The 26,852-nt window shown below is 64.7% G+C and carries 25 protein-coding genes and 1 pseudogene; 15 read left to right on the plus strand and 11 right to left on the minus strand.

The window, feature by feature from the left end:
• Nucleotides 1-68 precede the first annotated feature (68 nt).
• The 5 genes and pseudogenes from ACVIHF_RS10505 (at nucleotide 69) to ACVIHF_RS10525 (ending at nucleotide 4,319) form a co-directional block, all read left to right on the plus strand.
• On the plus strand, nucleotides 69-1,253 hold the full coding sequence (locus tag ACVIHF_RS10505; protein WP_028344580.1) for a lipid-transfer protein: 1,185 nt from the start codon (nucleotides 69-71) through the stop codon (nucleotides 1,251-1,253).
• Nucleotides 1,254-1,260: 7 nt separating this feature from the next.
• Nucleotides 1,261-1,716 carry a MaoC family dehydratase N-terminal domain-containing protein gene (locus ACVIHF_RS10510; RefSeq protein WP_253609162.1) on the plus strand — a complete coding sequence of 152 codons (456 nt, stop codon included), beginning with the start codon at nucleotides 1,261-1,263 and terminating at the stop codon, nucleotides 1,714-1,716.
• Nucleotides 1,713-2,117 carry a MaoC family dehydratase gene (locus ACVIHF_RS10515; protein ID WP_456792018.1) on the plus strand — a complete coding sequence of 135 codons (405 nt, stop codon included), beginning with the start codon at nucleotides 1,713-1,715 and terminating at the stop codon, nucleotides 2,115-2,117. Before ACVIHF_RS10510 ends, ACVIHF_RS10515 begins: the two co-directional genes overlap by 4 nt.
• Before the next feature lie 216 nt (nucleotides 2,118-2,333).
• Nucleotides 2,334-3,161, plus strand: a pseudogene (locus ACVIHF_RS10520) (SDR family NAD(P)-dependent oxidoreductase).
• A gap of 12 nt (nucleotides 3,162-3,173) precedes the next feature.
• The gene (locus ACVIHF_RS10525; RefSeq protein WP_456792019.1) at nucleotides 3,174-4,319 is read left to right on the plus strand and encodes an acyl-CoA dehydrogenase family protein; all 1,146 of its coding nucleotides are present in this window, start codon (nucleotides 3,174-3,176) and stop codon (nucleotides 4,317-4,319) included.
• A 150-nt stretch (nucleotides 4,320-4,469) separates the two neighbouring features.
• Here ACVIHF_RS10525 and ACVIHF_RS10530 read toward each other — a convergent pair whose 3' ends face one another.
• Both ACVIHF_RS10530 and ACVIHF_RS10535 read right to left on the minus strand, forming a co-directional pair.
• On the minus strand, nucleotides 4,470-5,960 hold the full coding sequence (locus ACVIHF_RS10530) for a methyl-accepting chemotaxis protein (RefSeq protein ID WP_253609160.1): 1,491 nt from the start codon (nucleotides 5,958-5,960) through the stop codon (nucleotides 4,470-4,472).
• A 595-nt stretch (nucleotides 5,961-6,555) separates the two neighbouring features.
• The gene (locus tag ACVIHF_RS10535; protein ID WP_156436480.1) at nucleotides 6,556-6,705 is read right to left on the minus strand and encodes a hypothetical protein; all 150 of its coding nucleotides are present in this window, start codon (nucleotides 6,703-6,705) and stop codon (nucleotides 6,556-6,558) included.
• A gap of 137 nt (nucleotides 6,706-6,842) precedes the next feature.
• Here ACVIHF_RS10535 and ACVIHF_RS10540 point away from each other — a divergent pair, with 137 nt between their 5' ends.
• On the plus strand, nucleotides 6,843-8,504 hold the full coding sequence (locus ACVIHF_RS10540) for a thiamine pyrophosphate-binding protein (protein WP_253587145.1): 1,662 nt from the start codon (nucleotides 6,843-6,845) through the stop codon (nucleotides 8,502-8,504).
• Nucleotides 8,505-8,546: 42 nt separating this feature from the next.
• On the plus strand, nucleotides 8,547-9,818 hold the full coding sequence (locus ACVIHF_RS10545; protein WP_456792020.1) for an NAD(P)/FAD-dependent oxidoreductase: 1,272 nt from the start codon (nucleotides 8,547-8,549) through the stop codon (nucleotides 9,816-9,818).
• 20 nt (nucleotides 9,819-9,838) lie between these two features.
• On the opposite strand, the gene ACVIHF_RS10550 is transcribed toward ACVIHF_RS10545, so the two are convergent.
• Nucleotides 9,839-10,072, minus strand: a complete 234-nt coding sequence (locus ACVIHF_RS10550) for a hypothetical protein (RefSeq protein ID WP_057019701.1) — start codon at nucleotides 10,070-10,072, stop codon at nucleotides 9,839-9,841.
• Nucleotides 10,073-10,114: 42 nt separating this feature from the next.
• Between ACVIHF_RS10550 and ACVIHF_RS10555 the strand changes: the two genes are divergently transcribed.
• On the plus strand, nucleotides 10,115-10,426 hold the full coding sequence (locus tag ACVIHF_RS10555; RefSeq protein ID WP_229189756.1) for a hypothetical protein: 312 nt from the start codon (nucleotides 10,115-10,117) through the stop codon (nucleotides 10,424-10,426).
• A gap of 6 nt (nucleotides 10,427-10,432) precedes the next feature.
• Here the strand turns inward: ACVIHF_RS10555 and ACVIHF_RS10560 are convergent, their stop codons facing one another.
• The 3 genes from ACVIHF_RS10560 to ACVIHF_RS10570 form a co-directional block, all read right to left on the minus strand.
• A complete protein-coding gene (locus ACVIHF_RS10560; RefSeq protein ID WP_016848414.1) occupies nucleotides 10,433-10,621 on the minus strand; it encodes a hypothetical protein in 189 nt (62 codons plus the stop codon).
• A gap of 160 nt (nucleotides 10,622-10,781) precedes the next feature.
• Nucleotides 10,782-12,071 (minus strand): IS4 family transposase, encoded by a 1,290-nt coding sequence (locus ACVIHF_RS10565; RefSeq protein ID WP_225642830.1) that lies wholly within the window; start codon nucleotides 12,069-12,071, stop codon nucleotides 10,782-10,784.
• Between the two features lie 340 nt (nucleotides 12,072-12,411).
• Nucleotides 12,412-13,392: an NADPH:quinone oxidoreductase family protein gene (locus ACVIHF_RS10570; protein WP_310880417.1), complete on the minus strand. Its 981-nt coding sequence runs from the start codon at nucleotides 13,390-13,392 to the stop codon at nucleotides 12,412-12,414.
• 374 nt (nucleotides 13,393-13,766) lie between these two features.
• On the opposite strand from ACVIHF_RS10570, the gene ACVIHF_RS10575 reads away from it, so the two are divergent.
• The 7 genes from ACVIHF_RS10575 to ACVIHF_RS10605 all read left to right on the plus strand — a co-directional run bounded on the left by ACVIHF_RS10575 (nucleotide 13,767) and on the right by ACVIHF_RS10605 (nucleotide 22,251).
• The gene (locus ACVIHF_RS10575) at nucleotides 13,767-14,540 is read left to right on the plus strand and encodes a motility protein A (RefSeq protein ID WP_016848416.1); all 774 of its coding nucleotides are present in this window, start codon (nucleotides 13,767-13,769) and stop codon (nucleotides 14,538-14,540) included.
• 28 nt (nucleotides 14,541-14,568) lie between these two features.
• Entirely contained in the window at nucleotides 14,569-15,399 is an 831-nt protein-coding gene (locus ACVIHF_RS10580; protein WP_016848417.1) for an OmpA/MotB family protein, read from the plus strand.
• A 112-nt stretch (nucleotides 15,400-15,511) separates the two neighbouring features.
• Nucleotides 15,512-17,410, plus strand: coding sequence for a potassium transporter Kup (locus tag ACVIHF_RS10585; protein ID WP_057019703.1), 1,899 nt, complete (start codon nucleotides 15,512-15,514; stop codon nucleotides 17,408-17,410).
• A 155-nt stretch (nucleotides 17,411-17,565) separates the two neighbouring features.
• The gene (locus tag ACVIHF_RS10590) at nucleotides 17,566-19,491 is read left to right on the plus strand and encodes a potassium transporter Kup (protein ID WP_092085565.1); all 1,926 of its coding nucleotides are present in this window, start codon (nucleotides 17,566-17,568) and stop codon (nucleotides 19,489-19,491) included.
• Nucleotides 19,492-19,627: 136 nt separating this feature from the next.
• The gene (locus ACVIHF_RS10595; RefSeq protein ID WP_016848419.1) at nucleotides 19,628-19,957 is read left to right on the plus strand and encodes a rhodanese-like domain-containing protein; all 330 of its coding nucleotides are present in this window, start codon (nucleotides 19,628-19,630) and stop codon (nucleotides 19,955-19,957) included.
• 8 nt (nucleotides 19,958-19,965) lie between these two features.
• The gene (locus ACVIHF_RS10600; RefSeq protein ID WP_456792021.1) at nucleotides 19,966-21,135 is read left to right on the plus strand and encodes an aminotransferase; all 1,170 of its coding nucleotides are present in this window, start codon (nucleotides 19,966-19,968) and stop codon (nucleotides 21,133-21,135) included.
• 6 nt (nucleotides 21,136-21,141) lie between these two features.
• A complete protein-coding gene (locus tag ACVIHF_RS10605; RefSeq protein ID WP_456792022.1) occupies nucleotides 21,142-22,251 on the plus strand; it encodes a polyamine ABC transporter substrate-binding protein in 1,110 nt (369 codons plus the stop codon).
• Between the two features lie 122 nt (nucleotides 22,252-22,373).
• Here ACVIHF_RS10605 and ACVIHF_RS10610 read toward each other — a convergent pair whose 3' ends face one another.
• From ACVIHF_RS10610 to ACVIHF_RS10630, 5 genes are all read right to left on the minus strand, one after another.
• A complete protein-coding gene (locus ACVIHF_RS10610) occupies nucleotides 22,374-23,309 on the minus strand; it encodes a lipid A biosynthesis lauroyl acyltransferase (RefSeq protein WP_057019707.1) in 936 nt (311 codons plus the stop codon).
• Nucleotides 23,310-23,326: 17 nt separating this feature from the next.
• Nucleotides 23,327-24,604: a beta-ketoacyl-ACP synthase gene (locus tag ACVIHF_RS10615; protein ID WP_456792023.1), complete on the minus strand. Its 1,278-nt coding sequence runs from the start codon at nucleotides 24,602-24,604 to the stop codon at nucleotides 23,327-23,329.
• A gap of 106 nt (nucleotides 24,605-24,710) precedes the next feature.
• Nucleotides 24,711-25,895 (minus strand): beta-ketoacyl-ACP synthase, encoded by a 1,185-nt coding sequence (locus ACVIHF_RS10620; protein ID WP_141340565.1) that lies wholly within the window; start codon nucleotides 25,893-25,895, stop codon nucleotides 24,711-24,713.
• The gene (locus ACVIHF_RS10625) at nucleotides 25,888-26,364 is read right to left on the minus strand and encodes a 3-hydroxyacyl-ACP dehydratase FabZ family protein (RefSeq protein WP_141340566.1); all 477 of its coding nucleotides are present in this window, start codon (nucleotides 26,362-26,364) and stop codon (nucleotides 25,888-25,890) included. Before ACVIHF_RS10625 ends, ACVIHF_RS10620 begins: the two co-directional genes overlap by 8 nt.
• A gap of 9 nt (nucleotides 26,365-26,373) precedes the next feature.
• Nucleotides 26,374-26,673 (minus strand): acyl carrier protein, encoded by a 300-nt coding sequence (locus tag ACVIHF_RS10630; RefSeq protein ID WP_028334296.1) that lies wholly within the window; start codon nucleotides 26,671-26,673, stop codon nucleotides 26,374-26,376.
• Between the last annotated feature and the right edge of the window lie 179 nt (nucleotides 26,674-26,852).

The following is a 26,852-nucleotide window of genomic DNA, read 5'->3' on the forward strand; positions in this document are numbered from 1 at the left end:
GGAAGATCGCCCGTATATTACCCATGGGTAACAAACAGTCCAGTGGGTAATTTTCGGGAGGACACGCGATGACGTCACGCACCTATGTTGCCGGGGTCGGCATGATCCCGTTCGTCAAGCCCGGCGCCAATGCGCCGTATCACGTGATGGGCGCCGAAGCGGCGAAGCTGGCGCTCGCCGACGCCGGGCTCGACTACGGCCGCGTGCAGCAGGCCTATGTCGGCTACGTCTATGGCGACTCCACCTGCGGGCAGCGCGCGCTCTATCCGGTCGGCATGACCGGCATCCCGATCGTCAACGTCAACAACAACTGCTCGACCGGCTCGACCGCGCTGTTCCTGGCGCGGCAGGCGATCGAGTCGGGCGCGGCCGATTGCGTGATGGCGCTCGGCTTCGAGCAGATGAAGCCCGGCGCGCTCGGGGCCGTGTTCACCGACCGTCCCAGTGCGTTCGACGATTTCGACGCCGCGGCCGACAAGCTGGTCGACGCGCCCGGCGTGCCGCTGGCGCTGCGCTATTTCGGCGGCGCCGGCCTCAGCCACATGAAGAAATACGGCACGCCGCTCTCCGCCTTTGCAAAAGTGCGCGCCAAGGCGAGCCGTCATGCCAAGAACAATCCGCTGGCGCTGTTCCGCAAAGAGGTCACCGCCGACGACGTGATGAACGACCAGGTGATCTGGCCCGGCGTGATGACGCGGCTGATGGCGTGCCCGCCGACCTGCGGCGGCGCCGCCGCGATCCTGGTCTCGGAAAAATTCGCCGACCAGCACGGCCTCAACAAGCAGGTCCGCATCGCGGCGCAGGCGATGACGACCGACACGCCCTCGACGTTCGGTGCGTCAGACATGATGCAGGTGGTCGGCTACGACATGGCGCGGGATGCCGCGCGCAAGGTCTATGAGGCCGCCGGCATCGGGCCTGATGATCTCGACGTCGTCGAGCTGCACGACTGCTTCGCGCACAACGAGCTGATCACCTATGAGGGGCTTGGCCTGTGCGGCGAGGGCGAGGCCGCGAAATTCATCGACGACGGCGACAACTCCTATGGCGGCAGGATCGTCACCAACCCGTCCGGCGGGTTGCTGTCGAAGGGCCATCCGCTCGGCGCCACCGGGCTTGCGCAGTGCTATGAGCTGACGCGGCAACTGCGCGGCACCGCTGCGGCGACGCAAGTGGAAGGCGCGCGGATCGGTTTGCAGCACAATCTCGGCCTCGGCGGCGCCTGCGTCGTGACGCTCTACGAACGCGCCTGAGGTCGTCATGGTCGATCAATCCGCTGTCGGGCGTACATTTACGCCTGTGACCGCGCGCGTCGAGCCGGGGCGGCTGCGCTTCTTCCTCGATACGCTCGGCGAGACGAATGCCGTCTATCGCGACGAGGCGGCCGCACAGGCGGCCGGCTTCACGGCAGCGCCAGTGCCGCCGACCTATCTGTTCTGCCTCGAGATGATGGATGCACCTGACCCGTTCGAGTTCCTCACGGCGCTCGACATCGATCTGGCCCGCGTGCTGCACGGCGAGCAGCGCTTCGACTATCACGCTCCCGTGGTCGTCGGCGACACCTTGACCTTCCATCCGCGTGTCACTGGCGTGACCGACAAGAAGGGCGGGGCGATGACGCTGATCGTGGTCGACACCCCGGTCACCAACCAGAACGGTGTCCATGTCGCCGATGTCTCGCGCACCGTCGTGGTACGCAATGCGAGGCCGTCATGAGCAGCTCTCCCTCTGTCGGCGACCGCATCGTCCACAAGGAGTTTCCACCGATCACCCGCCATCGCCTCGCGCTGTATTGCGGCGCCTCCGGCGATCACAATCCGATCCATGTCGACATCGATTTCGCGAAGGCGGCCGGCTTCCCCGACGTGTTCGCGCACGGCATGCTGGTGATGGGCTATCTCGGCCAGGCGCTGACCGACGCGGTGGTGCCGTCGCGCATCCGCTCGTTCTCGACCCGCTTTGCGGCGATCACCCAGCTCGGCGCGAAGCTGACCTGCGAGGGCACGGTGACCGAGCTGGTCGAGCAGGGCGGTGAGAGGCGCGCAAAACTCGCGCTGACCACCAGGGATCAGAACGGCGAGATCAAGCTCGCCGGCGAGGCGGTTGTCGCGCTGTAGCGCGAAGGTCTCGCCACGAAGGATTGTGCGCTCCCTCGCCCCGCTCTTGCGGGGAGAGGGTTGGGGTGAGGGGCTGCTTCCGCGCACTCTGGAGGTGGTGAGACCTGTACCCCCTCACCCGGAACGCATCTGACGATGCGTTCCGACCTCTCCCCGCAAGCGGGGCGAGGTGAGGCGGGCATACCGCAAAGATCACGTTGTTTGAGGGAGGTTTGAATGTCAAAGCTGCAAGGCAAAGTCGCGCTCGTCTCAGGCTCCGGCCGCGGCATCGGGCGCGCGATTGCGCTGAAGCTGGCGAACGAGGGCGCGCGCGTCGTGGTCAACGACCTCGATGCCGAGCCGGGCGATGCGGTCGTCGCCGAGATCAAGGCCATGGGCGGCGAGGCGATCGCGGTCAATGGCAGCGTGACCGAAGCCGGCTTTGCCGATCGCTTCGTCGGCGCCGCGATCGAGCGGTTCGGCGGTCTCGACATCATCGTCAATAATGCCGGCTACACCTGGGACTCGACGATCTAGAAGATGACCGACGAGCAGTTCCAGGCGATGCTGGACGTCCATCTGGTCGCCCCGTTCCGCATCATGCGCGCGGCGTCGGAGCCGATCCGAGTGATGGCGAAGAGGGAGGCCGAGGCGGGCCGCGAGGTGTTCCGCAAGGTCGTCAACATCTCCTCGATCGCGGGCCTCTACGGCAATGCCGGGCAGGCGAGCTATTCGTCCGCCAAAGCATCGCTGATCGGGCTGACGCGCACGATGTGCAAGGAGTGGGGCCGCTACAAGGTCAACGTCAATTGCGTGGCGTTCGGCCTGATCAACACCCGCCTGACCCAGCCGATCGAGACCCAGCAGAAAACCATCGACGTCGCCGGCCGCGACATCAAGGTCGGCGTCCAGCCGCAGATGCTGGAGGCGATGGGCCGCATGATCCCGCTCGGCCGCGGCGGCACGCCGGAGGAGGCGGCCGATGCGGTCTATCTGTTCTGCGCTCCGGAATCGAATTACATCAGTGGTCAGGTGATCGTCGCCGGCGGCGGTCTTCTGATTTAATACGAGGGCAGAATGCACTACCGATCGTCCTGGATGACCGAGGAGCTGGACACCTTCCGAGACCAGTTCCGCAAATTCCTCGCCAAGGATCTGGCGCCGCACGCCGAAAAATGGCGCGAGCAGAAGCTGGTCGATCGCTCGGCCTGGCGCGCGCTCGGCGAGATGGGCGCGTTGCTGCCGAGCGTGCCCGAGGCCTATGGCGGCTTAGGGGCCAGCTTCGCCTATGACGCCGCCGTGCTCGATGACCTCGAGAGCACGGTGCCGGAGCTGACCACCGGCGTCTCCGTGCACAGCGCGATCGTCGCGCATTACATCGTCAACTATGGCTCGGAGGAGCAGAAGAAACGTTGGCTGCCGAAGATGGCGTCGGGTGAGATGGTCGGCGCCATCGCGATGACCGAGCCCGGCACCGGCTCGGATCTGCAGGCCGTCAAGACCACGGCGAAGAAGCAGGGCAATTCCTACGTCATCAACGGCCAGAAGACTTTCATCACCAACGGCCAGGCCGCCGATCTCGTCATCGTGGTGGCGCGGACCGGGGCTCCGGGCGCCAAGGGCATCTCGCTGATCGTGGTTGAGACCGCGGGCGCCGAGGGGTACCGGCGCGGGCGCAACCTCGACAAGATCGGGCTGCACGCATCAGACACGTCGGAGCTGTTCTTCGATAACGTCACGGTGCCGCCGGAGAACCTGCTCGGCGCCGAGGAGGGCAACGGCTTCATACAGCTGATGCAGCAATTGCCGCAGGAGCGGCTGTCGCTCGCGATCGGCGCGGTCGCCTCGATGGAGCGCGCGGTCAGGATCACCGCCGAATACACCAAGGAGCGCACCGCGTTCGGCAAGCCGCTGCTCGAATTCCAGAACACCGCCTTCAAGCTTGCCGAGCGCAAGACCGAGGCGATGATCGCCCGCGTGTTCGTCGACTGGTGCGTCGAGCGCCTGGTCGCCGGCGACCTCGACACCGTGACGGCGTCGATGGCGAAATGGTGGTGCTCGCAGAAGCAGATCGAGACCGCCGACGAATGCCTGCAGCTGCATGGCGGCTACGGCTACATGCAGGAATATCCGATCTCGCGCATGTTCATCGATTCCCGCATCCAGAAGATCTATGGCGGCACCAACGAAATCATGAAGCTCCTGATCGCGCGTTCGCTGTAGGCGGGCGCGTCTTTGGCCGTCATTCCGGGGCACGCGAAGCGTGAACCCGGAATCTCGAAGTTGCGGCTTGAGATTCCGGTTCGATGCTCGCGCATCGCCCCAATGACGCGGAGGGGTGAGTGCGCGCTCATCTCCTTCGGCCGTGCGCCGCTACATCGCCCGCACGTTCTTGAGGAACTTGTCGACCTGAACTTCCAGCTCTGAGGCGTTGCTGGCGAGCTCTCCGGAGGCCGCCAGCACGTTCTCGGCGGCCTTGCTGGCATCGTCGATCGCCTTGGTCGTGCCGTTGATGTTTGCGGTGACCTCCTTGGTGGCCGCGGCCTGTTCCTCGACCGCGCTGGCGATCACGGTCGAGATCTCGCTGATCTGGACGATGACCTGCGAGATCGCCTTCAGCGCCGTGGCGGTGTTGCCGGTCGCGGCCTGCATCTCGTTGATCTGCGCCGAAATGTCTTCCGTGGCCTTGGCGGTCTGGTTGGCCAGCGCCTTCACCTCGGAGGCGACGACGGCGAAGCCGCGTCCGGCCTCACCGGCCCGCGCGGATTCGATGGTTGCGTTGAGCGCAAGCAGGTTGGTCTGGCCGGCGATCTGGCTGATCAGGGCGACGACGTCGCCGATCTTCTGCGCCATGGTCACGAGACCCGCGACCAGCTTGTCGGACTTCTCGGCTTCGTCGACCGCCATGCGGGCAATGCGGCTCGCCTCGGCCACCTGGCGGCTGATCTCGTTGACCGAGGACGACAGCTCCTCGGACGCGGACGCCGCGCTCGCCGAGCGCTGATTGACGAATTCGGCGGTCGTCGTCAGCGATCGCGCCGTGCCCTGCATTTGCGTCGACGCCGACGCCAGCATCCCGGCAAGGCCCTTCACGTCTTTCTCGAAATCGTCCGCCAGCTTCACATTGCCAGTCACGACCGACCAGCTCAGCATCGCGCCGGTGTAGTTGCCGCGCTTGTCGGTCAGCCCGGAGACCCGCAGGTCGAGCGTTTCCGGACCGAGCTTGATCTTGGCCGCATGCGGCAGGTTCTTGGGATCGCCGACGATGCGGCGCTGGTGCGCCGGGTTCTTGTGGAAGATGTCGAACGAGTTGCCGAGGATCTTGTCCGGCGCCATCGGAAGCAAGTGCTTCACGGTGTCGAGCGTCTTGAGGCTGGTCTGGTTGATGTAGGTGATGTTGAAGTCGGTGTCGCACATCATGATGTTGATCGGCATGTTGTCGAGCATTTGCAACAGCCGTTCGGTCTGCGTTTCAAGCCGCGCCTTCTCGGTCGCTAGCTCCCAGGTCAGCATCGGGCCGGTGTAGCGGCCGCGCGAATTGGTCATGGCTGTCACGGTGAGATCGAGCGTCTCGCCGCCGATGGTGATGCGCGCCTTGTGCGGCAGGTTCTTCGGGTCGGACAGCAGCCGGCGCTGATGCTGCGGGTTCTTGTGAAAGATATCGATCGATTGCCCGATCAGCGCGTCGACCTTCACCGGCAGCACATGCTCGATCTTCTTCAGGTTCTGCCGCGTCGACTCGTTGATGTAGGTGATTTTGAAATTGTCCAGCTCGCAGAGCATGACACTGATCGGCATGTCGTCGAACAGCCGATACGAACTGTCCGAGCCGATCACGCTTGCGACGCTCTTCATCCCCAACATGCATTGCCTCCAGCCTTGATATTGATCTTGGTGAATTGAAACGGTGCACCTGATCGGCGACGGAATGCCTTCCACCGCCGGCCCCACGCAGGTGCGCTACACGATTTACAATTTCTGACTGCGTGGAACGGTAGGCGATTCGAGTTCCACCAAGAAGGGCGCGCAATGCGCCGCGTGCACTCGCGCAGGTCGAACGCGCGATGCTCGCGATGAGCGCAGCCGAAAACGTTGCGCAACACCGCGATTTGCCGTGAAATCCACGCGATCCGGCGACGAAGATGCGAAGCGGCCGATCGCTGCACCGTAATCATACGGAAGCAGAAGCGTGCGCTCCTAATGATTGTTATCGTGCACATAACGCGGTGGCTCATGCAGATTGTGCCACGCCATCGCGCGCAGCGGAGAGTTCTTGACTGCAATCTTCTCGGCGGCCACGCGCTGTCGGTCTTGGCAACGTGGCGTGCGAGCATTCTTTCGCCTGCGCTCTGTTGCGTCGGTCGGCGCCTCCGTGATGACAGGCTGCCGCATCGTCGATGCGGGTGTTCGTGAAAGGAGCCCGCGCAGGTTGATCATGCCGCGCGAGACCCGATCGGGGTCACAGACCGGCGTCGTGGTCCCGCGCGAGCGCAACGAGATCGCCCTCGAGCCGGACGATCGTGACCTGCGTTGCTTGCCGGCCGGCGGCTTCAATCCTGCCGGCGATCGTCCGCTCTGCGGAAATCGATGACGAAACTGCGTTGCCCATTGCCTACCGCATGGCTTGACGCCGCTGCGGCCGCGAGACGCAGCTTCGGCCTTGCACCCCATTTCCGTCTATCATACCCCGTGGGACCACGATCCGCGCGAAGCTCAAACGCGCGCCAGTACTTGCAGGGAGCCCTCATGACCAAAAGCAATGCCCGCACCGGAGGCCAGATCTTGATCGACCAGCTGGTCGCGCAAGGGGTGGAGCGCGTCACCTGCGTGCCGGGCGAGAGCTATCTGGCGGCGCTCGACGCCTTGCACGACAGCCCGATCGACGTCGTGATCTGCCGCGCCGAGGGCGGGGCCGCGATGATGGCGGAGGCCTATGGCAAGCTCACGGGACGTCCGGGCATCTGCTTTGTCACCCGCGGTCCGGGCTCGACCAATGCCGCCCATGGCGTGCACATCGCGATGCAGGACTCCACCCCGATGATCCTGTTCGTCGGCCAGGTCGACACCGGCATGCGCGAGCGCGAGGCATTCCAGGAACTCGACTACAAGGCGGTGTTCGGCACGATGGCGAAATGGGCGGTCGAGATCGATCGTCCGGATCGCATTCCGGAACTGGTCGCGCGCGCCTTCCGCGTCGCGCTGCAGGGCCGGCCCGGTCCGGTGGTGATCTCGCTGCCGGAGAACATGCTGACTGAAACCGCCGCGGTCGCCGACGCGCCGAAGGTCGAGCCTGCGGCGACCTGGCCTGCGCCGGCCGATCTTGAGCGCCTCGGCAGCATGCTCGCCGGCGCCAAGGCGCCGATCGTGGTGCTCGGTGGCTCGGCCTGGACCGCGGAGGCCGCCAAGGGCATCGCGCGCTTCGCCGAGCGCTTCGACCTGCCGGTTGCCACCTCGTTCCGCCGCGCCTCGCTGTTCGACGCCGACCACTCGCATTATGCCGGCGATCTTGGCATCGGCCCGAGTCCGAAGCTCAGGGATCGCATCACCGGCGCCGACGTCATCCTCCTGATCGGCGGCCGCATGTCGGAAATGCCGTCCTCGTCCTACACGCTGCTCGACATTCCGGTGCCGAGCCAGAAACTGATCCATGTCCATCCCGGCGCCGAGGAGCTCGGCCGTGTCTACCAGCCGGCGCTGGCGATCCAGGCGACGCCTGCGGCCTTTGCCGCCGCGGTCGAGACCATGATGCCGGCGGCAGTGCCGGCCTGGAAGGGCGAGGCGGCCAAGGCGCACGCGGATTACCTCGCCTGGACCGACAAGCCGCGCGAGCTGCCGGGCAGCTTCCAGTATGGCGAGGTCGTGACCTGGCTGCGCGATCGCCTGCCGAAGGATGCCATCGTCTGCAACGGCGCCGGCAATTATGCCGGCTGGATTCACCGCCACCATCGCTTCCACGCTTTCGCCGCGCAGCTCGCGCCGACCTCGGGCTCGATGGGCTACGGCGTGCCGGCGGCTGTGATGGCCAAGCGGCATCATCCGGACCGGGTCGTCGTGGCGTTCGCCGGCGACGGCTGCTTCCTGATGAACGGGCAGGAGTTCGCCACCGCCGTGCAGTATGACGCGCCGCTGATCGTCGTCGTCATCGACAACGCGCAATACGGCACCATCCGCATGCATCAGGAGCGCGACTATCCGGGCCGCGTCGTCGGCACCCAGCTCAAGAACCCGGACTTCGCGCTTTACGCCAAGGCGTTCGGCGGCCATGGCGAGCGGGTCGAGCGCACCGAAGACTTCGCGCCCGCGTTCGAGCGCGCGCTGGCCTCCGGCAAGCCCGCGATCCTGCACTGCCTGGTCGATCAGCGTGCGCTGTCGGTCGGCAAGGATTTTGCGCCGCAGGCCACGCGCTAGGGCATGATCCGGAAAAGTGCGAAGCGGTTTTCCGAGGAGATCATGCCCAAACAAAAGTCCCGTCACGTCGCGATCATCGGGGCCGGCGCGGTCGGCGTCATCAGCGCCATCGAGGCGCTGCGTGCGGGCCACAGCGTAACCTTGATCGATCCGGGCGAGCCCGGCGGCACCCAGGCGGCGAGCTACGGCAATGCCGGTTGGCTGTCGTCGCATTCGGTGATCCCGCCGGCCGAGCCGGGCACCTGGAAGAAGGTGCCGGGCTATCTGATGGATCCGCTCGGGCCGCTGGCGATCCGCTGGTCGTATCTGCCGAAGGCCTTGCCGTGGCTGGTCAAGTATCTGCTGTCGAGCCGGACCGAGGCGCAGGTCGAGGCCACCGCGCGGGCGATGCGCGATCTCCTGAAGGATGCACCGCTGCTGCACCGGCAGCTCGCCGAGGAAGCCGGCGTGGGCGAATTGATCGAGCGGCGCGGGGTGATGCACGTGTTTCCCTCACGCGCGCCGTTCGACCGCGATCTCGGCTGGCGCATCCGCAAGCGCGTCGGCATCGAATGGCTGGAGCTCGATGAAGACGAGATGCGCCAGCGCGAGCCCGATCTGCATCCGCGCTACAAATTCGGCGTCGTGGTGGAGGAGGCGGGACGCTGCCGCGATCCCGGCGCCTATATCGCGGCGCTTGCCGCGCACGCCGTCGCGAACGGCGCCGAACGCGTCGCCGCCAAGGCAACGGGCCTCAGGCTTGCCGGTGACAGGCTGGTCGCTGTGATCACCGAGAGCGGCGAGATCGCCTGCGACGCCGCCGTCGTCGCCGCGGGCGCGCGCTCCAGGCAACTGACCGCCTCGATCGGCGATCCGCTGCCGCTGGAGACCGAGCGCGGCTATCACGTCATGATCGAGAATCCGGAATCCGGCCCGCGCAATTCGATGATGGCCTCGGATGCCAACATGGTTGTCAACTGGACCGACAAGGGCCTGCGCGCCGCCGGCACGGTGGAGATCGCGGGGCTTGACGCAGCACCGAACTGGAAGCGCGCCGAGATCCTGCGCGAGCACCTCTTCAGCATGTTCCCGAAGCTGCCGACGGATATTCCGCCATCGCGGATCAAGACCTGGTTCGGCCATCGGCCGAGCATGCCGGACGGGCGCCCCTGCATCGGTTATGCCCGTGCCACGCGCGATGTGGTCTACGCCTTCGGCCACGGCCATGTCGGCCTGGTCGGATCGGCCCGGACCGGCCGGCTGGTCGCGCAACTCCTGAGCGGCAAGGCGCCGGAGATTCCGCTCGCCCCGTTTGCGCCCTCGCGCTTCCTGTAGGAAGCAACGGCGGCGAAGCCTCAGCTGTCGCCGGCCCAGGCCGTGATCGCGGCCGGTGCGATCACGCGTCGCGGTGCGTGCGGATTGATCGTTCCGGCGCTGACGTCCTGCGTCTGAACGAGCAGCGTGCGCGCAAACGCCTTGGCGTCCTGCTCGGTCGTGAAGGTACGGGTCTGGCGCGCGAAGCGGTGATGTCCGGCGTCAGGATTTCGCATGGCGAACGAGACGTACCAGATGGCCTTGTCGGTCTTCATCGCGCCTCTTTGGTGGTAATCCGCCCGCGCGATCGCGACGTGATGCTCGATGCTCGATGTGCAAAAAGTGCCAAGACAAAGAATCCTGAAATACAACACATTGCGGCGAATAGGCTCCTCGGCGAACCAGCAATGCTACAGCATCGGCACGTCTACCGATACTGGCGGCATATTACCTGTCAACCGATGGGTGAAATGACAATGCGCCGTTGCGACGTTGGTTCCATCCGGCAAATTGCCATGTCGGACGAGGCGCTGGTCGCGGTCCGCGAGGGCGAAGCGGCGGCCCTGAAGCCCGTGAACTGGTGGCGAGCCGTCACGACAAGTGTCGATACTTTCGAACGCTCGACGTAGGCCTCGCTAGATGACTTGGTCCTCCTTGCGGGCTGCGTTGATGGTTTCCTCCACCTCGGCGGCAAGGGCCGTGAGATGTTCGGCGAGCTTGCTGAACAACTCGCGCTTGCGCATGTCAGTCGCCAGGTCTCGGATCAACGCACATTCCGCCGCGTCGCGGCGAAGCTTTTCGAGATGCGTCAGCATGTCCTGCATTTTTCGTCCCCGAATGCCGTACTCCGCAACGCTAAGGCGGCACAGAACCGCGTAACAATAACCTGTGATAATTTTCGCGAACCTTGGCGAGGGGCGCGTATTTTTCTGACCCTCAAGGCAAGCTTGGCTTGCGACATTCAGTGTCGTCCCTGCGAAAGCACTAGGGCATGCACACATTTCTGAGGCTCCATCCGAGAGCGACGGCGCGGAAGTAATCGAGACCGTTTTTGAAGGTGATGGGGCCTGGTGGCTTGGAGGACGGATAGCCGTCCCATCCTCCAATGCGGCCGATAATCCAGGCCGCCCAGGCAAGACGATCGGACGGATGCGGGTTCTTCAGTCGTCTGTTCCTGGCTTCAAGCTGCTGATTGAGGGCGGTCAACGCATCGATCTCGCTGGGATTGAAGGCAACGTGAAGCGACTGCTGGCTCCCGTTGCGCGCTTGCAGGAGCTGGATGGTGATGATCGCGGCCTTGGCAGCGATGGCAACCAATTTGAGAAGCCGGCCGGCGGTGCCGATCTGGCTATCCTCGAGCTTGAAGCCCTGCGTCTTGAGGACGCGGAAGAACTGCTCGATGATCCAGCGCTGCTTGTACCAGGCGACGATGCGCCAGGCATCGTCTGAACTGGTGACCTCGTGAGAGGTGAGAAGACGCCAGTGCAACGGCTCGACGTTGGGATCGGCATTGATCTCGCGGACGTCAACGATGGCCAGATGCAGGCTTTTCGGCAAATGGCGCAGGAACTTGCTTTGCGGCCGGGCCAGCTCGATTGCGCCGAAGCGAAGTTCGAGGTCCATCGGACGTGCAGGCCGCCCCGCACGCGCAGGCAACTCGATGATGCGACGCTCTACCGCCGTCATGGCGTCGATCGCCGCATACAAACCCGTCGTGTCGGCCAGCTTGCGATCATGCATGCTGCGGGCGATCACGCGGTAGTCTTGCTCGGCTGCGCTGGCATAAAGAGCAAAGATGTCGCTCTCGCGGTCACCAAGCAGGGTCACCATTGCAGCACCGGTAAGCAGCGGCTTGGCCGCAAGGGCGGTGGCAATCCAGCGCTGCGATTCCTTGTCCGACAGGTCGCGGCTGTCATGCGAGACGCTCCGAGGGCCTTCACGCGTCCACACCTCGCCGCTCAAAAGTCCCAGGCAGGTGCCATTGTCCGCATCCACCGCCAGCATCGGGTGCAGCAGCACGCCGTGGTGATTGCCCTTGCCGATCTCCCCGAGCCCGCGCCGGCGTTGCGGCGTGGTGTTGAAGTGGATCTCGCTGGTGTCCTGGATCGCCAAAACATGGCGGCCTGTAACCGCCGCAGCCGTGCTTTCGCTCCAGCTTTCGATGATGCGCTCCTTCGTCACCTTGGAGTTACCGAGAAAGCGGTTGAACCGCACCTCCAGCGCGCGGTCTCCCTTGGAAAGCCGCCGAAGGCATACATCCTTGCCCGCGACCATGCGTCCGATGAGCGCCGCCCCCCTTTATCGAGACGACCATCCTCGAACCGGCCCAACGTCCAGTCAATCCGCGACAACATGCTGGCACCTCCGCCCAAGCCGAAGTGCCGTAATAGAAGTCACCGAGACCCCCGATTCTGGAATCCCCAATCTCTGACCCGAGTCAATCCGTCGCACCAGATGTGTGCATCCCCTAGTGCGAAAGCAGGGACCCATAACCACAAGCGCTGATTGGTGTGCTTCGCTGGAATGACGAGCCCTGTTCACGACGTCCGCCGCGGCGTATGGGTCCCTGCTTTCGCAGGGACGCAGCGAGGATGAGGCGATAGCGCTGCCTCTCTCACGACCCGATCCGCACCACCATCTTGCCGAGCGCCGCGCGGGTCTGCATGGTGGTGAAGGCCGCGCGAAAATCGTCGAATGCGAACACCTTACCGACAACAGGCGTCAGTCGGCCATCGTTCAGCCATGCCGACAATTGCGTCATCACGCGCGCCTGCGCCTCGGGCTCGCGCCGCGCGATCTGGGCGGCATCGACGCCGATCAGGAGGCCTCCTTTCAGGAGCGGCAGATTGAACGGCAATGCGGGAATGCTGCCGGCCGCGAAGCCGACCACGACATGGCGGCCGTTCCAGGCGATCGAGCGGAACGCCTGCAGCGAGACCTCGCCGCCGACCGGATCGAAGATCACGTCGGGGCCATGGCCGCCGGTCGCGTCCTTCAGCGCGTCGCGCCAGTCGGGTCGCGTGTAGTCGACGACCGCGTCGGCACCGAAGCTTGCGGCGAAGTTGCGCTTCTCCTCCGTCGAGGCCGCGGCGACGACGCGCGCGCCGAGCAGCTTGCCGATTTGAATGGCGGCGATGCCGGTGCCGCCGGCGGCGCCGAGCACCAGCAACTGCTCGCCGGCCTTGAGCGAGCCGCGCTCGCCGAGCGCATAGAGCGCGGTGAGGTAATTGGTGCGAAAGGCCGCGGCGGCCTCCATCGACAGTCCGTCGGGCATGATCTCGACGGCGTCGGGCGGCACCACGATGTGCTCGGCCAGCGCGCCCGAGCGCGCCGCGCCCATCACCCGCATGCCCGGCGCGATGCCGGCGACGTCGCCTGCGACCGCATCGACCACGCCGGCGAATTCCGCGCCCGGCGTAAAGGGCAGGGCATCCTTGGTTTGGTAGCGGCCCTCGACCTTCAGCCCATCGACGAAGCCGATGCTCGCGGCGTGGACCCGGACTCGGATCTGTCCGGGGCCGGGTTCGGGGGTGGCGATCTCCCTCAACCCGATCTGATCGATTGGCGCGTATTGCTCGACGACGACGGCCTTCATCCTGTCCTGCTCATTGGTTGGTTTCCTCGAGACCCTTTTCCGCTCCGATTGAATCGGAACGGGGCCCCGGATTCTTGTGTTGACGCGTCTTCTTCACGCGAGCCGGTAGCCAGTTCGCGCGAATACACTTCCGGCAAACCTATCCCATGTCCGTTGTTCTACGGGGAGGGGATTTGCGCATGCGACGGCAGGCTCGCATGCGGAAAGCCAGCATCTTCAACGACATCGCGAAAAGACCGGCGTTTACCCGTTGTTATCCCTACCAAATTCGGTAACGCGTCCTTAATGGCGTTAACGTTAGGGTTTTCCACGCGGCCCGCCTTGGGCTGCGCGCCGTCCAGGACGGGCAGGTTGCGTACGCGTTGGAGTCTCCTATGGATATCATGACTGGCGCCGGGCTGTTGGCTGGCATCATCGTCATCGCGGTGATGATGTTCATGGGCGGCGACCTGCACATGTTCATCTCCGAACACGCCATGATCATCATCTTCGGCGGCTCGATCGCGGCGACGATGATCCGCTTCCCGCTGGGCGTGATGCTGCATGGGCTGCCGCTCGGCGCCAAATTCGCCTTCACGATGAGCCGGCTGTCGGCCCGCGACCTCGTCGACGAGCTCGCCCGCATCGCCGAGATCGCCCGCAAGCAGGGGCCGGTCGGCCTAGAAAAGGTCGAGACCGACGAGCCGTTCCTCGCCAAGGGCATCCGTTACGTCGCCGACGGTTACGACCTCGAATTCATCCGCGACAACATGGAGCGCGACCGCGACAACTTCCTGATGCACCTCGACGAGGGCAGCAAGATCTATCGCGCGATCGGCGACTGCGCTCCGGCGTTCGGCATGATCGGCACGCTGATCGGCATGGTGCAGATGTTCGCCAACATGACCGACCCCTCCAAGCTCGGCCCGTTCATGGCGACCGCGCTGCTCGCGACGCTGTACGGCGCGCTGGTCGCCAATTTGTTCTGCCTGCCGATTGCCGACAAGTTGCATGGCAAGCTGCTCGACGAGGAGACCAACCGCACGCTGATCATCGACGGCATCCTGATGATCCGCGACTCCAAGAGCCCGGCGCTGGTGCGCGAGATGCTGCTGGCCTATCTGCCGGAGAAGCATCGCCAGGAGGAAGGCGAGCCGGTTCCGGCCTGACCGGACCGCGCTTTCGGGAAACGCAGCGATGGCCAAGAAAAAGCGCGGCGACGCCCATACCGGAGGTCACGGCTGGTTCGTGACCTTCGCCGACCTGATGGGCCTGATGATGAGCTTCTTCGTGATGCTCGTCGCGTTCTCCACCATGGACAACAACAAGCTGAAGATCGTCGCCGGCTCGATGCGCGATGCCTTCGGCGTGCAGACCAATGTGCGCTATTCCGGCATCGTCGAATCCGACGGCCTGCCGACCCGGCCGAAGCTGAAGAACGTCGAGCACATCTCGCCGGAGGACTCCTCGGCCAATCCGACGCCGGACGAGAAGGAGCGCAGCCAGATCAACGGCGCGCGGCTGAAGATCGACCGCGAATTCGCGCTCGCCTCGGCCTCGCTTCGCCAGGCGCTGCAGGACATGCCGGAGCTGACCGAGATCTCCAAGAACATCATGTTCGAGGAGACCAAGGAGGGACTCAACCTCGAGATCGTCGACCAGGACGGCCGCTCGATGTTCGCGGACGGCTCCAGGGAGCCGTATGACCGCACCCGCCGGCTGATCCAGAAGCTGGCCGCGCCGCTGAAGGCGACGCCGCTGCGGGTTGCGATCGTGGGGCATACAGCCGCAGGCTTCGTGCCGGCGCGCAGCGATTATGACGGCTTCGACTTGTCCGCGGACCGCGCCAACGCGGTGCGGCAGATCCTGGAGCGGGAAGGGCTGCCGCCGTCGCATATTTTCGCGGTTTCCGGCAAGGCCGACGGCCAGCCGCTGTTTCCCGACGATCCGACGCTGCCGGCCAACCGTCGCGTGACCATCACGTTGATGCGGGAAAATCCGCCGCTGCCGCCGGATCTGAAGCCGTAGCTCTGGGTTACCATACTACCGTCAACTACCATTGTTGCGCGGTTGACACGCGATGCGGAAGCGTCGATAGCCGCGCGGATCAAATCAACCGATCGGGCGTTCCAACCTCGCCATGGCTGTCAGCGTCTCATCTACCGAAGCTCAGGAAGGACAACCGACCTCCAGCTTCTGGGCCCTGACACTCGGCAGCATCGGGGTGGTGTTCGGCGATATCGGAACTTCGCCGCTCTACGCATTCCGTGAGGCGGTCGGCGGCGCCGCGCACGGCCAGCCGGTCACCCGCATCATGGTGCTGGGCGTGCTCAGCCTGATCCTGTGGGCGCTGTTCACCGTCGTCACCGCGAAATACGTGCTGTTGCTGCTGCGCGCCGACAACAATGGCGAGGGCGGCACGCTCTCTCTGATGGCGCTCGGCCAGCGCGCGATCGGTCGGCGCAGCTGGCCGCTGCTCGCGCTCGGCGTGGTCGGCGCCTCGATGTTCATCGGCGATTCCATGATCACGCCGGCGATCTCGGTGCTGTCGGCGGTCGAAGGCCTCAAGCTCGCCACCCCGCATCTCGAGCACTATGTGGTGCCGCTGACGATCCTGATCCTGGTCGTGCTGTTCTCTGTGCAGAGTTCTGGCACCGCGCGCGTCGCTTCCGCCTTCGGTCCGGTGATGGTGGTGTGGTTCGCCTCGCTGGCGGTGATGGGGCTCGTTCACATCATGGACGACCCGTCGGTGCTGGCGGCGATCAATCCCTATTACGCGCTCCAGTTCATGCTGACCCACGGCACCATCGGTCTGGTGACGCTGGGCGCGGTGTTCCTCGCGGTGACCGGCGGCGAGGCGCTGTATGCCGATCTCGGGCATTTCGGCCGCAAGCCGATCCAGTCCGGCTGGTTGTTCTTCGTGCTGCCCTCGCTGCTGCTGAACTATTTCGGGCAGGGCGCGCTGGTGCTGTCCGATCCCAGCGCGATCGAGAACTCGTTCTACCGCATGGTGCCCGACGTGCTGCTGCTGCCCCTGGTCGGGCTCGCCACCGCCGCGACGGTGATCGCGAGCCAGGCGGTGATCACCGGCGCCTATTCGCTGATCAGCCAGGCGGTGCAACTTGGGCTCTTGCCGCGCTTCGAGGTCCGCTACACCTCGGAGACCCATGCCGGTCAGATCTATCTGCCGCGCGTCAACCGGCTGCTGCTGATCGGCGTGCTGCTGCTGGTGCTGCTGTTCCGCACCTCGAGCGGGCTGGCGTCGGCCTACGGCATCGCCGTCTCTACCACCATGGTCGCCGACGGCATCATGGGCTTCATCGTGATCTGGAAGCTGTGGAACTGGCGCATGGCGTCGGCGGCGGCATTGATCCTGCCGTTCGTGATCGTCGACATGACCTTCTTCAGCGCCAATCTCCTGAAGCTGTTCGAGGGCGCGTGGGTGCCGCTGCTGTTCGGCGTGGTCATGGCGACGATGATCTGGACCTGGCGCCGCGGCGCCGCCATCCTGGTCGCCAAGACCCGGCGCATCGAGGTGCCGCTGCGCGACCTGATCCACAGTCTGGAGAAGCGGCCGCCGCATATCGTCAAGGGCACCGCGGTATTCCTGACCAGCGACCCGAGCTTCGTGCCGACCGCGCTGCTGCACAACCTCAAGCACAACAAGGTGCTGCACGAGCACAACGTGATCCTGACCATCGAGACCGCACCGACGCCGCGCGTCGATCTATCCGAGCGGGTCAACATGGAGAAGGTGAGCGACAAGTTCACCGCGGTGCGGCTGCGCTTCGGCTACATGGAATCGCCGAACGTGCCCAAGGCGCTGGCGGTCGCGCGCAAGCTCGGCTGGCAGTTCGACATCATGTCGACCTCGTTCTTCGTGTCACGCCGCTCGCTGAAGCCGTCGGCCCAGTCCGGCATGCCGCAATGGCAGGACCACCTGTTCATCGCGATGAGCCGGTCCGCCAATGATGCCACCGACTATTTCCAGATCCCGACCGGCCGGGTGGTTGAAGTGGGTACCCAGGTAACTATCTGACCGGGCGCAGGATTCTGACATTGATCGGCCGTGACCCATGCGTGATGTGCATGGCGGAGGCCTGAATCCGGGCTAACCTATGCATTCCTGCCGGGAGTATAGCGCTGCGACCCGGCATTGTGCGGTGCGGCAGAAGACAGAGGCACAGCTTCCCCATGTCATCCGAGAGTGCGATCACCGCGGCGGAAACGCCGGCGGCAAACGGCAATGGTGAGGCGCATTCAACCGCCACCTTCAAGGCCCTGATGCTCGGTAGCATCGGTGTCGTCTATGGCGACATCGGCACCAGCCCGCTTTACGCCTTGCGCGAGGCCGTCGTTGCCGCCGCCGGCGGCGAGGGCGCGGTGACGGCGCATGCGGTGCTCGGCGTGCTCTCGCTGATCCTCTGGGCTTTGATCGTCGTCGTCACGCTGAAATACGTCGTGATCCTGCTGCGCGCGGACAACAATGGCGAGGGCGGCACACTGGCGCTGATGGCGCTGGCGCAGCGCGCGGCGACCAAGGGCGGCGCCGCGATCGTGCTGCTCGGCATCATCAGCGGCGCGCTGTTCTATGGCGACGCCGTCATCACGCCGGCGCTCTCGGTGCTGTCGGCAATCGAGGGCATCAAGCTCGTCACCTCGACATTCGATCCCTATGTCGTGCCGCTCACGGTGGTGATCCTTGTCGTCCTGTTCGCGGTGCAGTCGCGCGGCACCGCGCGCGTCGCGGCCTTCTTCGGCCCGGTGATGTGCGTATGGTTCGCCCTGATCGCGGTCGCGGCGCTGCCGCAGATCGCGCGGCATCCCGAAGTGCTATACGCGCTCAATCCGATCCTCGCGGTGTCGTTCATGCTGCATCACGGCGTGATCGGCTTCATCACGCTCGGTGCGGTCTTCCTCGCGGTGACCGGCGCCGAGGCGCTCTATGCCGACCTCGGCCATTTCGGCAAACGCCCTATCCAGACCGCGTGGCTGTTCATCGTGCTGCCGTCGCTGGCGCTGAACTATCTGGGGCAGGGCGCGCTCCTGATCGGCAATCCCAAGGGCATCGAGAACCCGTTCTTCCTGATGTTCCCGGACTGGGCGCTGATCCCGATGGTAGCGCTGGCGACCATGGCGACCGTGATCGCGAGCCAGGCCGTCATCACCGGTGCGTATTCGCTGACGCGGCAGGCGATCCAGCTCGGCCTGTTGCCGCGGTTCGAGATCCGCCACACCTCGGAAGCGCATTCCGGGCAGATCTACATGCCGCGCATCAACCGCTTCCTGTTCATCGCGGTCATCGTGCTGGTGCTGATGTTCCGTTCGTCGAGCGCACTGGCCTCGGCTTACGGCATCTCGGTGACCGGCACCATGGTGGTGACGGCGATGATGGGCTTTGTCGTGATCTGGAAGGTCTGGCGCTGGTCGCCGATCGCGGCCGCCGCGCTGGTCGCGCCCTTCCTGTTCCTCGACATCACCTTCCTGGCCGCCAACCTGCTCAAGGTGTTCGAGGGCGGCTGGGTGCCACTCGCGCTTGGCGGCGCCATGATCGTGGTGATGTACACTTGGCGGCGCGGCAGCCGGCTGTTGTTCGAGAAGTCGCGCAAGCTGGAATTCCCGCTCGCCGATCTCGTCGCGATGCTGGAGAAGCGGCCGCCGCAACGGGTCTCCGGCACCGCGGTGTTCCTGACCAGCGATCCCGTCAGCGCGCCGACCGCGCTGATGCATAGCCTCAAGCACTACAAGGTGCTGCACGAGAAGAACGTCATCCTGACCATCGAGACCGCGCCGACGCCGCGCATCGATCCGTCCGAGCGGGTGCGGATGGAGCAGCTGAGTGAGACCTTCTCCAAGGTGACGCTGAAGTTCGGCTTCATGGAACAGCCGAACGTGCCGAAGACGCTGGCGATCGCCCGCAAGCTCGGCTGGCAGTTCGACATCATGTCGACCTCGTTCTTCCTGTCCCGCCGTGCGCTGAAGCCGGCGGCGCATTCGGGCATGCCGAGTTGGCAGGACCATCTGTTCATCGCGCTGAGCCGCTCGTCGAACGATGCCACCGACTATTTCCAGATCCCGACCGGGCGGGTGGTCGAGGTCGGCACGCAGGTCACGATCTAGGACTACGATCCGGCGATTCCGCGTGGCATCTAACCCGTTTCGGACGCTTGATTTTCTCCGCGCAAGAGGCGACTTTGCGGCCCGGAACGGTGAGCCGCGCGATGCTCGCCAAAGATCATGTCGGGAGGATATTTCCGTGGCGGACCACAAGGTGGAAGATTTGTTTCCGGACGAGGTGTCGAAGGGCATAGCGGAAGGCCGCTATCTCCTGGTCGACGTCCGTGAGCCGAACGAGGTCGCCGTCGAGGCCTATCCCGATGGCGTTGTGGTGCCACTGTCGACGTTCGACCCGGCGGCGATTCCGGATCCGCAGGGCAAGCAGGTGGTGTTCGCCTGCCGCTCCGGTAAGCGCTCGGTGACGGCCTCGCTGGCCGCCCAAGCCGCGGGCCTGCCCTATGACAAGCATCTGGCGGGCGGCATCATCGGCTGGAAGGCGGCGGGACTGCCGACCAAGACCGGCGGCTGATCCCTGACATGACCTCCATGAACAAGGTCTTCGCGGACCTTCCTGTCACTATCTTCGAGGCGATGTCGCAGGCCGCGCGCGACAACAACGCCATCAATCTCGGCCAGGGCTTTCCCGACGATCCCGGTCCGGAGGACATCCGCCGCGCCGCCGCGGACGCCTCGATCAACGGCTATAATCAATATCCGTCGATGATGGGCATCCCGGAACTCCGTCAGGCGATCGCATCGCATTACGGCCACTGGCACGGACTCAAGCTCGATCCGATGACCGAGGTGATGGTCACCTCGGGCGGCACCGAGGCGCTGACCGCCTCGATCCTCTCCGTGGTCGAGCCCGGTGACGAGGTGGTGTGCTTCCAGCCGGTCTATGATTCCTATCTGCCGATCATCCGCCAGGCTGGCGGCATTCCGCGGCTGCTGCGGCTCGAACCGCCGGAGTGGCGGCTGAGCGAGGAGATGCTGCGCAGCGTCTTCAACCACAAGACCAAGGCGGTGCTGTTCAACAATCCGCTCAATCCGGCGGCGGTGGTCTATCCGCGCGAGGACCTCGAACTGCTGGCGCGGTTCTGCCAGGAATTCGACGCGGTCGCGATCTGCGACGAGGTCTGGGAACACGTGGTGTTCGACGGCCGCGAGCACATCCCGCTGATCACGATCCCGGGCATGCGCGACCGCACCATCAAGGTCGGCAGCGCTGGCAAGATCTTCTCGCTGACCGGATGGAAGATCGGCTTCGTCTGCGCCGCGCCGCCGCTGCTGCGCGTCGCGGCGAAGGTGCACCAGTTCCTTACCTTCACGACGGCGCCCAATCTGCAGGCGGCGGTGGCATATGGGCTCGGCAAGCCCGACGACTATTTCCTCGACATGCGCAAGGACATGGCCCGGAGCCGCGACCGCCTGACCAAGGGGTTGGAGAGCATCGGCTTTCCGGTGCTGAAGTCGCAGGGAACCTACTTCCTCACCGTGGACCTGTCGCCGCTCGGGCTCAACGAGACCGATGCGGAGTTTTGCTGGCGGATCGTGCAGGACTACAAGGTTGCGGCGATCCCGGTGTCGGCGTTCTACGAGCAGGATGCGGTGACGTCGGTCGTGCGTTTTTGTTTCGCCAAGAAGGACTCGACACTCGACGCCGCGCTGGAGCGGTTGTCGGATGCCGTTCACCACCGCAAGAGGTAGGCCAGAATGCGAGAGCAGAATCGTCGTCTCGTCAGCTTCGTCGGCGCGGTCGCGACGGTCCTGCTGCTCTCAGCCTCCGCTGACGCCGAGGAGCGCACGGTCAACTTCTACAACTGGTCGAACTACATGGCGCCAGGGGTCCTCGAGGACTTCACCAAGGAAACCGGCATCAAGGTGGTCTACGATACGTTCGACGCCAACGAGACGCTGGAGACGCGGCTGCTCGCCGGCAAGTCGGGCTATGACGTCGTGGTGCCGACCGGCTACTTCCTGCAGCGCCAGATCACCGCGAAGGTGTTCCTCAAGCTCGACAAGTCGAAGCTGCCGAACCTCGCCAATGCATGGCCCGTGATGACGAGCCAACTTGCGACTTACGATCCCGGCAATAGCTACGGCGCCAACTACATGTGGGGCACCACCGGCATCGGCTACAACGTCAAGATCGCGCAGAAGATACTCGGTCCGGACGCGAAGATCGACAGCTGGGACATGGTGTTCAAGCCGGAGAACCTCGCGAAATTCAAGGATTGCGGCATCCACATGCTGGATTCCGCCGACGACATCCTGCCGGCGGCGCTGAGCTATCTCGGCCTCGATCCGAACTCGACCAAGCAGGCCGACCTCGAGAAGGCCGCCGATCTCGTCATCAAGATCCGGCCCTATGTGCGCAAATTCCACTCGTCCGAATATCTCAGCGCGCTGGCCTCGGGTGAGATCTGCTTCGTGGTCGGATGGTCGGGCGACATCATGCAGGCGCGCAGCCGGGCGGCGGAAGCCAACACCGGCGTCGAGATCGGTTACACGATCCCGAAGGAGGGTGCGCAGATGTTCTTCGACAATCTCGCGATCCCCGCGGATGCGAAGAACGTCGCTGAGGCCTATGAGCTGATCAACTACCTGTACCGTCCCGAGATCGCGGCGAAGAACTCGAACTTCCTGTCCTACGCCAACGGCAATCTGGCGAGCCAGAAGCTGATCGATCCGAAGATCTTCAACGACAAGAACATCTATCCCGATGAGGCGATGCAGAAGAAGCTGTTCGTGATCACGGCGCGCGATCCCGCGACGCAGCGGATCATCAATCGCCTGTGGACGAGAGTGAAGACCGGGAAATGACATACTCGTCGCAGTAGCGTGCCGTTATTGCGAGGTGCGTCAGCGACGAAGCAATCCATGGCTCCGCAAGTGGCGAGATGGATTGCTTCGCTTCGCTCGCAATGACGAATGACAGTCTCCGTCTACCGCCAGCGCCGGTGCAGCCAGAGCCATTGATCGGGATACTCACGGACCCAGCCCTCGACGACGTCGGTGATCGCCTGCATGGTGCCCTGGATATCGATCTGGCCGGATGCGTCGAACACCGGCTTGACTTCCTCGGTGACCTCACCGCGGAAGCGGCCGTCGGGCAGGCGGATGATCCGCGTGCCGTGGATGGGGCAATCGATCTGCCGGCGCAGGCGCGCCAGCAGCGGATTTGCGGTGGTCTTGCGGCCGAAGAAGGTGACGGGAACGCCGTTGGTCAAATACTGATCGACCAGCATCGCGACGTGCTGGCCGTTCTTCAGCGCCTGCGCCAGCTTGAGCGGCGCGTCACGGCCGGCCGGCACCAGCGTGCCCAGATTGACCGCGCGGATGCGTTCGATGGCGCGGTCGGCGGCTTCGATGTTCGGCCGGCGAAACAGGATGGTGGCGTCGAGCCCATGCGCTGCGGCGGCAATTGGAGAGAGCTCCCAGTTGCCGAGATGTGCGGCGAAGAACAGTGCCGGCTTGCCGTCGTCACGCAACTGATCGAACAGCTGCTTGCTGCGCGCCGAGAATTCGACGCGACCCGGCTTGTCGGGATTCTGGGGATCGTGGTCCCAGATGCGGTCGATGTGCGCGAATTCAGCGCCGATGCGTCCGAGGTTGTGCCAGACGCCCGTCAGGATCTCCTCGATCTCCTCCGGTGACTTTTCCGGGAAGGCGGCCTTGAGGTTCTCGCGGCCGATGCGATCCTCGCGCAGCCGGCGGCCGATGAAATGCGCGGCGCGGCCGAAGAATCTTGCGGTCTTCTCGGGATCGAAGTAGCGCGTCGTACGCAGCAGGCCGATCGTCAGCCCGCCGATCGCCGCGTCGGTCACGGGCTTCGCGGCGTCACGCAGGTGCGCCCTGGTGCGAAGGAGCAGGCGTTTCATCTGATGAGGCGAGGGCGCTAGGCCGGCTCGCGCGTCAGGATCAGTGAGGCGTTCTGCCCGCCGAACCCGAACGAGTTCGACATCACGGCGGTCACCTTGGCATCGCGCGCCTTGTTGCCGACCACGTCGAACGGGATCGCGGGATCGGGCACCTCGTAGTTGATCGTCGGTGGAATCCGCTGATGCTCGAGCGTGAGCAGCGAGAAGATCGCCTCGACCGCACCGGCGGCCGAGATGGTGTGGCCGACCATCGACTTGTTCGACGACACCGGAATGTTTTTGGTGTGTTCGCCAAACACGGCCGACGTCGCAAGATACTCCATCTTGTCGTTTTCCGGCGTCGAGGTGCCGTGCGCGTTGATGTGATCGATTTGCTCGGGCTCCATTCCGGCATCGGCGAGCGTCTTGCGCACGCAGCCGATCGCCGGCTTGCCGTCCGGGCTCGAGCGGGTGCGGTGGAAGGAATCGGTGAGCTCGCCGCAGCCGGCAACGACGCCGAGGATGCGCGCGCCGCGCGCCATCGCGGCGTCGTAGCTCTCGAGCACCAGCGCACCGGCGCCCTCGGCCATCACGAAGCCGTCGCGGTTCTTCGAGAACGGTTTCGAAGCGGCCTGCGGCGGGTCGTTCTGGGTGGAGAGAGCCGACAGCAGCGAGAAGCGCACCATGGCTTCGGGATTGACCGAGCCGTCGGTCGCGATGCACAGCGTTGCATCGGTTTCGCCGCGGCGGATCGCCTCGACGCCGAGCTGGATCGCGGTCGCGCCGGAGGCGCAAGCCGTCGACAGCGAAATCGGCGACCCTTTGGTGCCGAAGGTCTCGGCGAGGTTGAGCGCGACGGAGCCGAAGGTGAAGCGCCGGTGAAAGTGCGCGAACTTCCCGCCGCTACAGGTCGCAAGGTATTCAATGATTCCAAAGTCCTTGGTCGGAACCTCGCGCGCGACTTCGAGCCGCTGCGGCCACTCGGTCTCGATCGGGGCGACTGCCAGAAACAGCGGGCCGGGAAAGTCGCCCTTGCTGCCGATGCAGGCTTGCTCGAGCGCTTCTTCGGTCGCGATCTCCGCCAGACGCTGCGACAGGCTGGTGGAGGAGAACGGGTCGACGGTGACGAAATCGACGGCGCCGGCCATCGTCGTCTTCATACTGTCGAGCGGGAAGCGTGTCACGGTCTTGATGCCGGACTCACCCGCGGTGAGGCGCTTCCAATTGTCGGTCTTGCCGCCGCCGAGCGACGTCACGATTCCCATGCCGGTCACGACAACGATCGGTCGGCCGAATTTATCGCGTGGTGCTGTCATGGTGTCCCCGTCGGTGCTTGCGCCGGACTTAAAGTGCGATGAGCTTCATCGCACCCTAGTTGTTTGTTCGAGCATGATGTTCGGAAACAATTGTCCGGATCATGCTCTAACTGACGGCCTCGACCAGTGCCATGCCTTCGCCCTGCCAGTGGCCGACCCCCAACACCACAATCTGGGTTGGCGCTTCGGTCTTTTCAACCTCCAGCCCGGTCGGGTCGTTGGCCGGATAGAGCGCGCCGCGCGAGATCGACAACGCGGCCAGCGCGAGCCCAAGCGGGAATTGCGCCTCCATAGTGTGGCCGAAGGTCGTTCCGGTGGCGCGGACGGCAAAGTCGGCATGCTGGCTGAGGAATGCGCGCTCTTCGGCGGTCGCAGGCTCGGCGCCGGTCGCGCCCGTGATCAGGATACCGTTGTCGCCGCTGACACCGAGCTGCGGCCACAACGCCTGCAGCGATTTCGTCACGGCGCCCGGCTCCTTGCGTCGGGCAAGGTCGGCGACAACCTTGGTCAGCTTGGCGTACGGCTTTGCGCCGCGGGCCTCGGCATGTTCGCGCGATTCCATCACGAGGAAGGCGCCGGCGGAGCCGATGGCAAAGCCCGGGTTGTTCCTGCGGGCCCAGACCGAGCTATGCTGGTCCTTGAGGGCGAGATCGCCGAATGCATAGAGCATCAAGAGGTCGCCGCGATCGCCGTTATGAGCGGCGCCGACCAAGGCGATGTCACTCTGGCCGGCTCCAATGCGCGCGACCGCGATCCGTGCCGCGTCGATGCTTGAGGCTTCCTCGCCCATGAAGGTGCGCGAGGTCCCGCACACGCCGTGAACGATCGCGATGTTGCCGGCGAGCAGGTTGGAGAGCTGCGCCAGGAACAGCGTCGGGCGCAGCTCGTTCATCAGCTTCTCGTTGAGGAGGGCTGGCGGCAGCTTGCCCTGTGCGTCGGCGTTCATGATCGCGAGGTCGACAGTGAGGTCACGCTCGCCGCCACCGGCTGCGATGATCATGTCCATCCGCGACAGGATTTCCTGATTGCCTTTGACGCCGGCGGAATCGAGCGCCAGCCCGGCGGCATAGGTGCCGATCCGCTGCCAGGTTTCCATCTGACGCTGATCGCCCTTCTTCGGGATCTGGGCGTCGAAGCTGACGGGAGCGATCGGATGGATCACGTATGGCGCGAGACGCTTCTCGTCGGCATTGACGCGCCGGGCGCCGAGCGCCTCCCAATGCGCATCCAGTCCCTCGCCAAGCGAGGAGAGCAGGCCTACGCCGGTGATCCAGACTTCCTTCTCAGCCATTACTCAGTGCCTGCTGCGGAAACCCGATCTTGGCGGCCATCGCATCCATGTGCACGCGCAAGTCCGGGCTGGGGAAGGGGATGTGACGGAAGGTCAGCTCGGCATTGCACTTGAGCTCCTTGCCGACGCGAACCTTCGCCGAGGTCACGGCGAAGCCTGAACCTTCGTGCTCGATCTTGGCCTCGATGGTCAGGACCGAGCCGGGGCTGACGAAGCCGCGCATCTTGGCTTCCTTGACCATGGCAAGGAAGGGCATGCGCTCGAACTTGGTCAGACCAAGGATCAGCCAGCCCGAGCTCTGGGCCATTGCTTCGGTCAGCAGCACGCCGGGCATGATCGGATAGCCCGGGAAGTGCCCCGCGAACACCGAATGGCTGTCGGGCGGGACATCCGCCTCGACGACAATGGTCCTTGCGTCGAGGTTGAGGTCGACGATCCGATCAATCAGCTGAAAGATCTCGAGCTGCATGATGGGCGATTACGAGCCCGAGCCCGTGCCCGCGTTCTTGGCTGCAACCAGCTCGTCGATGCGGTCGGCGAGATTCTTCAACACGAAATACTGCTCGGTCGTGGCCTTGCCGTCGTTGACCTCCTGGGTCCACTTTTCGAGCGGCATCTTGATCCCGAAGGCCTTGTCGATGGCAAACGCGATGTCGAGGAAGTCGAGGCTGTCGATCCCCAGATCGTCGATCGCGTGGCTCTCCGGCTTGATCGTGTCGCGCGGGATGTCGCAGGTCTCCGCGATAATGTTGGCGATCTGCTCGAATGTGGAGGACATCATTAAGCCTTTGATATATTGAAGGTAATTCCGGGTCGGCTCAGAGGAGGCGGGCGCGTTGCCCCGGAATGCCCGATTGCTGGTGCCGGAGTCGTGTGCCCGTATATCGGAGCAGGGCCGTTAGTTCAATGGAGCTTGGCCGGCCTCGCAAGGACGGTTTTTGGGCAGGGTTCCGGCCA

It is taken from the genome of Bradyrhizobium sp. USDA 4506 (genome assembly GCF_054058795.1).

Coding starts and splice junctions, on each gene's coding strand:
- ACVIHF_RS10510 (WP_253609162.1), top strand. CDS start 1,261: ATGGTCGATCAATCCGCTGTCGGGCGTACATTTACGCCTGTGACCGCG.
- ACVIHF_RS10620 (WP_141340565.1), bottom strand. CDS start 25,895: ATGGCTGAGAAGGAAGTCTGGATCACCGGCGTAGGCCTGCTCTCCTCG.
- ACVIHF_RS10550 (WP_057019701.1), bottom strand. CDS start 10,072: ATGAAGACCGACAAGGCCATCTGGTACGTCTCGTTCGCCATGCGAAAT.
- ACVIHF_RS10565 (WP_225642830.1), bottom strand. CDS start 12,071: ATGGTCGCGGGCAAGGATGTATGCCTTCGGCGGCTTTCCAAGGGAGAC.
- ACVIHF_RS10505 (WP_028344580.1), top strand. CDS start 69: ATGACGTCACGCACCTATGTTGCCGGGGTCGGCATGATCCCGTTCGTC.
- ACVIHF_RS10570 (WP_310880417.1), bottom strand. CDS start 13,392: ATGAAGGCCGTCGTCGTCGAGCAATACGCGCCAATCGATCAGATCGGG.
- ACVIHF_RS10600 (WP_456792021.1), top strand. CDS start 19,966: ATGACCTCCATGAACAAGGTCTTCGCGGACCTTCCTGTCACTATCTTC.
- ACVIHF_RS10525 (WP_456792019.1), top strand. CDS start 3,174: ATGCACTACCGATCGTCCTGGATGACCGAGGAGCTGGACACCTTCCGA.
- ACVIHF_RS10615 (WP_456792023.1), bottom strand. CDS start 24,604: ATGACAGCACCACGCGATAAATTCGGCCGACCGATCGTTGTCGTGACC.
- ACVIHF_RS10575 (WP_016848416.1), top strand. CDS start 13,767: ATGGATATCATGACTGGCGCCGGGCTGTTGGCTGGCATCATCGTCATC.
- ACVIHF_RS10545 (WP_456792020.1), top strand. CDS start 8,547: ATGCCCAAACAAAAGTCCCGTCACGTCGCGATCATCGGGGCCGGCGCG.
- ACVIHF_RS10555 (WP_229189756.1), top strand. CDS start 10,115: ATGCTCGATGCTCGATGTGCAAAAAGTGCCAAGACAAAGAATCCTGAA.
- ACVIHF_RS10605 (WP_456792022.1), top strand. CDS start 21,142: ATGCGAGAGCAGAATCGTCGTCTCGTCAGCTTCGTCGGCGCGGTCGCG.
- ACVIHF_RS10590 (WP_092085565.1), top strand. CDS start 17,566: ATGTCATCCGAGAGTGCGATCACCGCGGCGGAAACGCCGGCGGCAAAC.
- ACVIHF_RS10610 (WP_057019707.1), bottom strand. CDS start 23,309: ATGAAACGCCTGCTCCTTCGCACCAGGGCGCACCTGCGTGACGCCGCG.
- ACVIHF_RS10625 (WP_141340566.1), bottom strand. CDS start 26,364: ATGCAGCTCGAGATCTTTCAGCTGATTGATCGGATCGTCGACCTCAAC.
- ACVIHF_RS10585 (WP_057019703.1), top strand. CDS start 15,512: ATGGCTGTCAGCGTCTCATCTACCGAAGCTCAGGAAGGACAACCGACC.
- ACVIHF_RS10530 (WP_253609160.1), bottom strand. CDS start 5,960: ATGTTGGGGATGAAGAGCGTCGCAAGCGTGATCGGCTCGGACAGTTCG.
- ACVIHF_RS10580 (WP_016848417.1), top strand. CDS start 14,569: ATGGCCAAGAAAAAGCGCGGCGACGCCCATACCGGAGGTCACGGCTGG.
- ACVIHF_RS10540 (WP_253587145.1), top strand. CDS start 6,843: ATGACCAAAAGCAATGCCCGCACCGGAGGCCAGATCTTGATCGACCAG.
- ACVIHF_RS10535 (WP_156436480.1), bottom strand. CDS start 6,705: ATGGGCAACGCAGTTTCGTCATCGATTTCCGCAGAGCGGACGATCGCC.
- ACVIHF_RS10630 (WP_028334296.1), bottom strand. CDS start 26,673: ATGTCCTCCACATTCGAGCAGATCGCCAACATTATCGCGGAGACCTGC.
- ACVIHF_RS10560 (WP_016848414.1), bottom strand. CDS start 10,621: ATGCAGGACATGCTGACGCATCTCGAAAAGCTTCGCCGCGACGCGGCG.
- ACVIHF_RS10515 (WP_456792018.1), top strand. CDS start 1,713: ATGAGCAGCTCTCCCTCTGTCGGCGACCGCATCGTCCACAAGGAGTTT.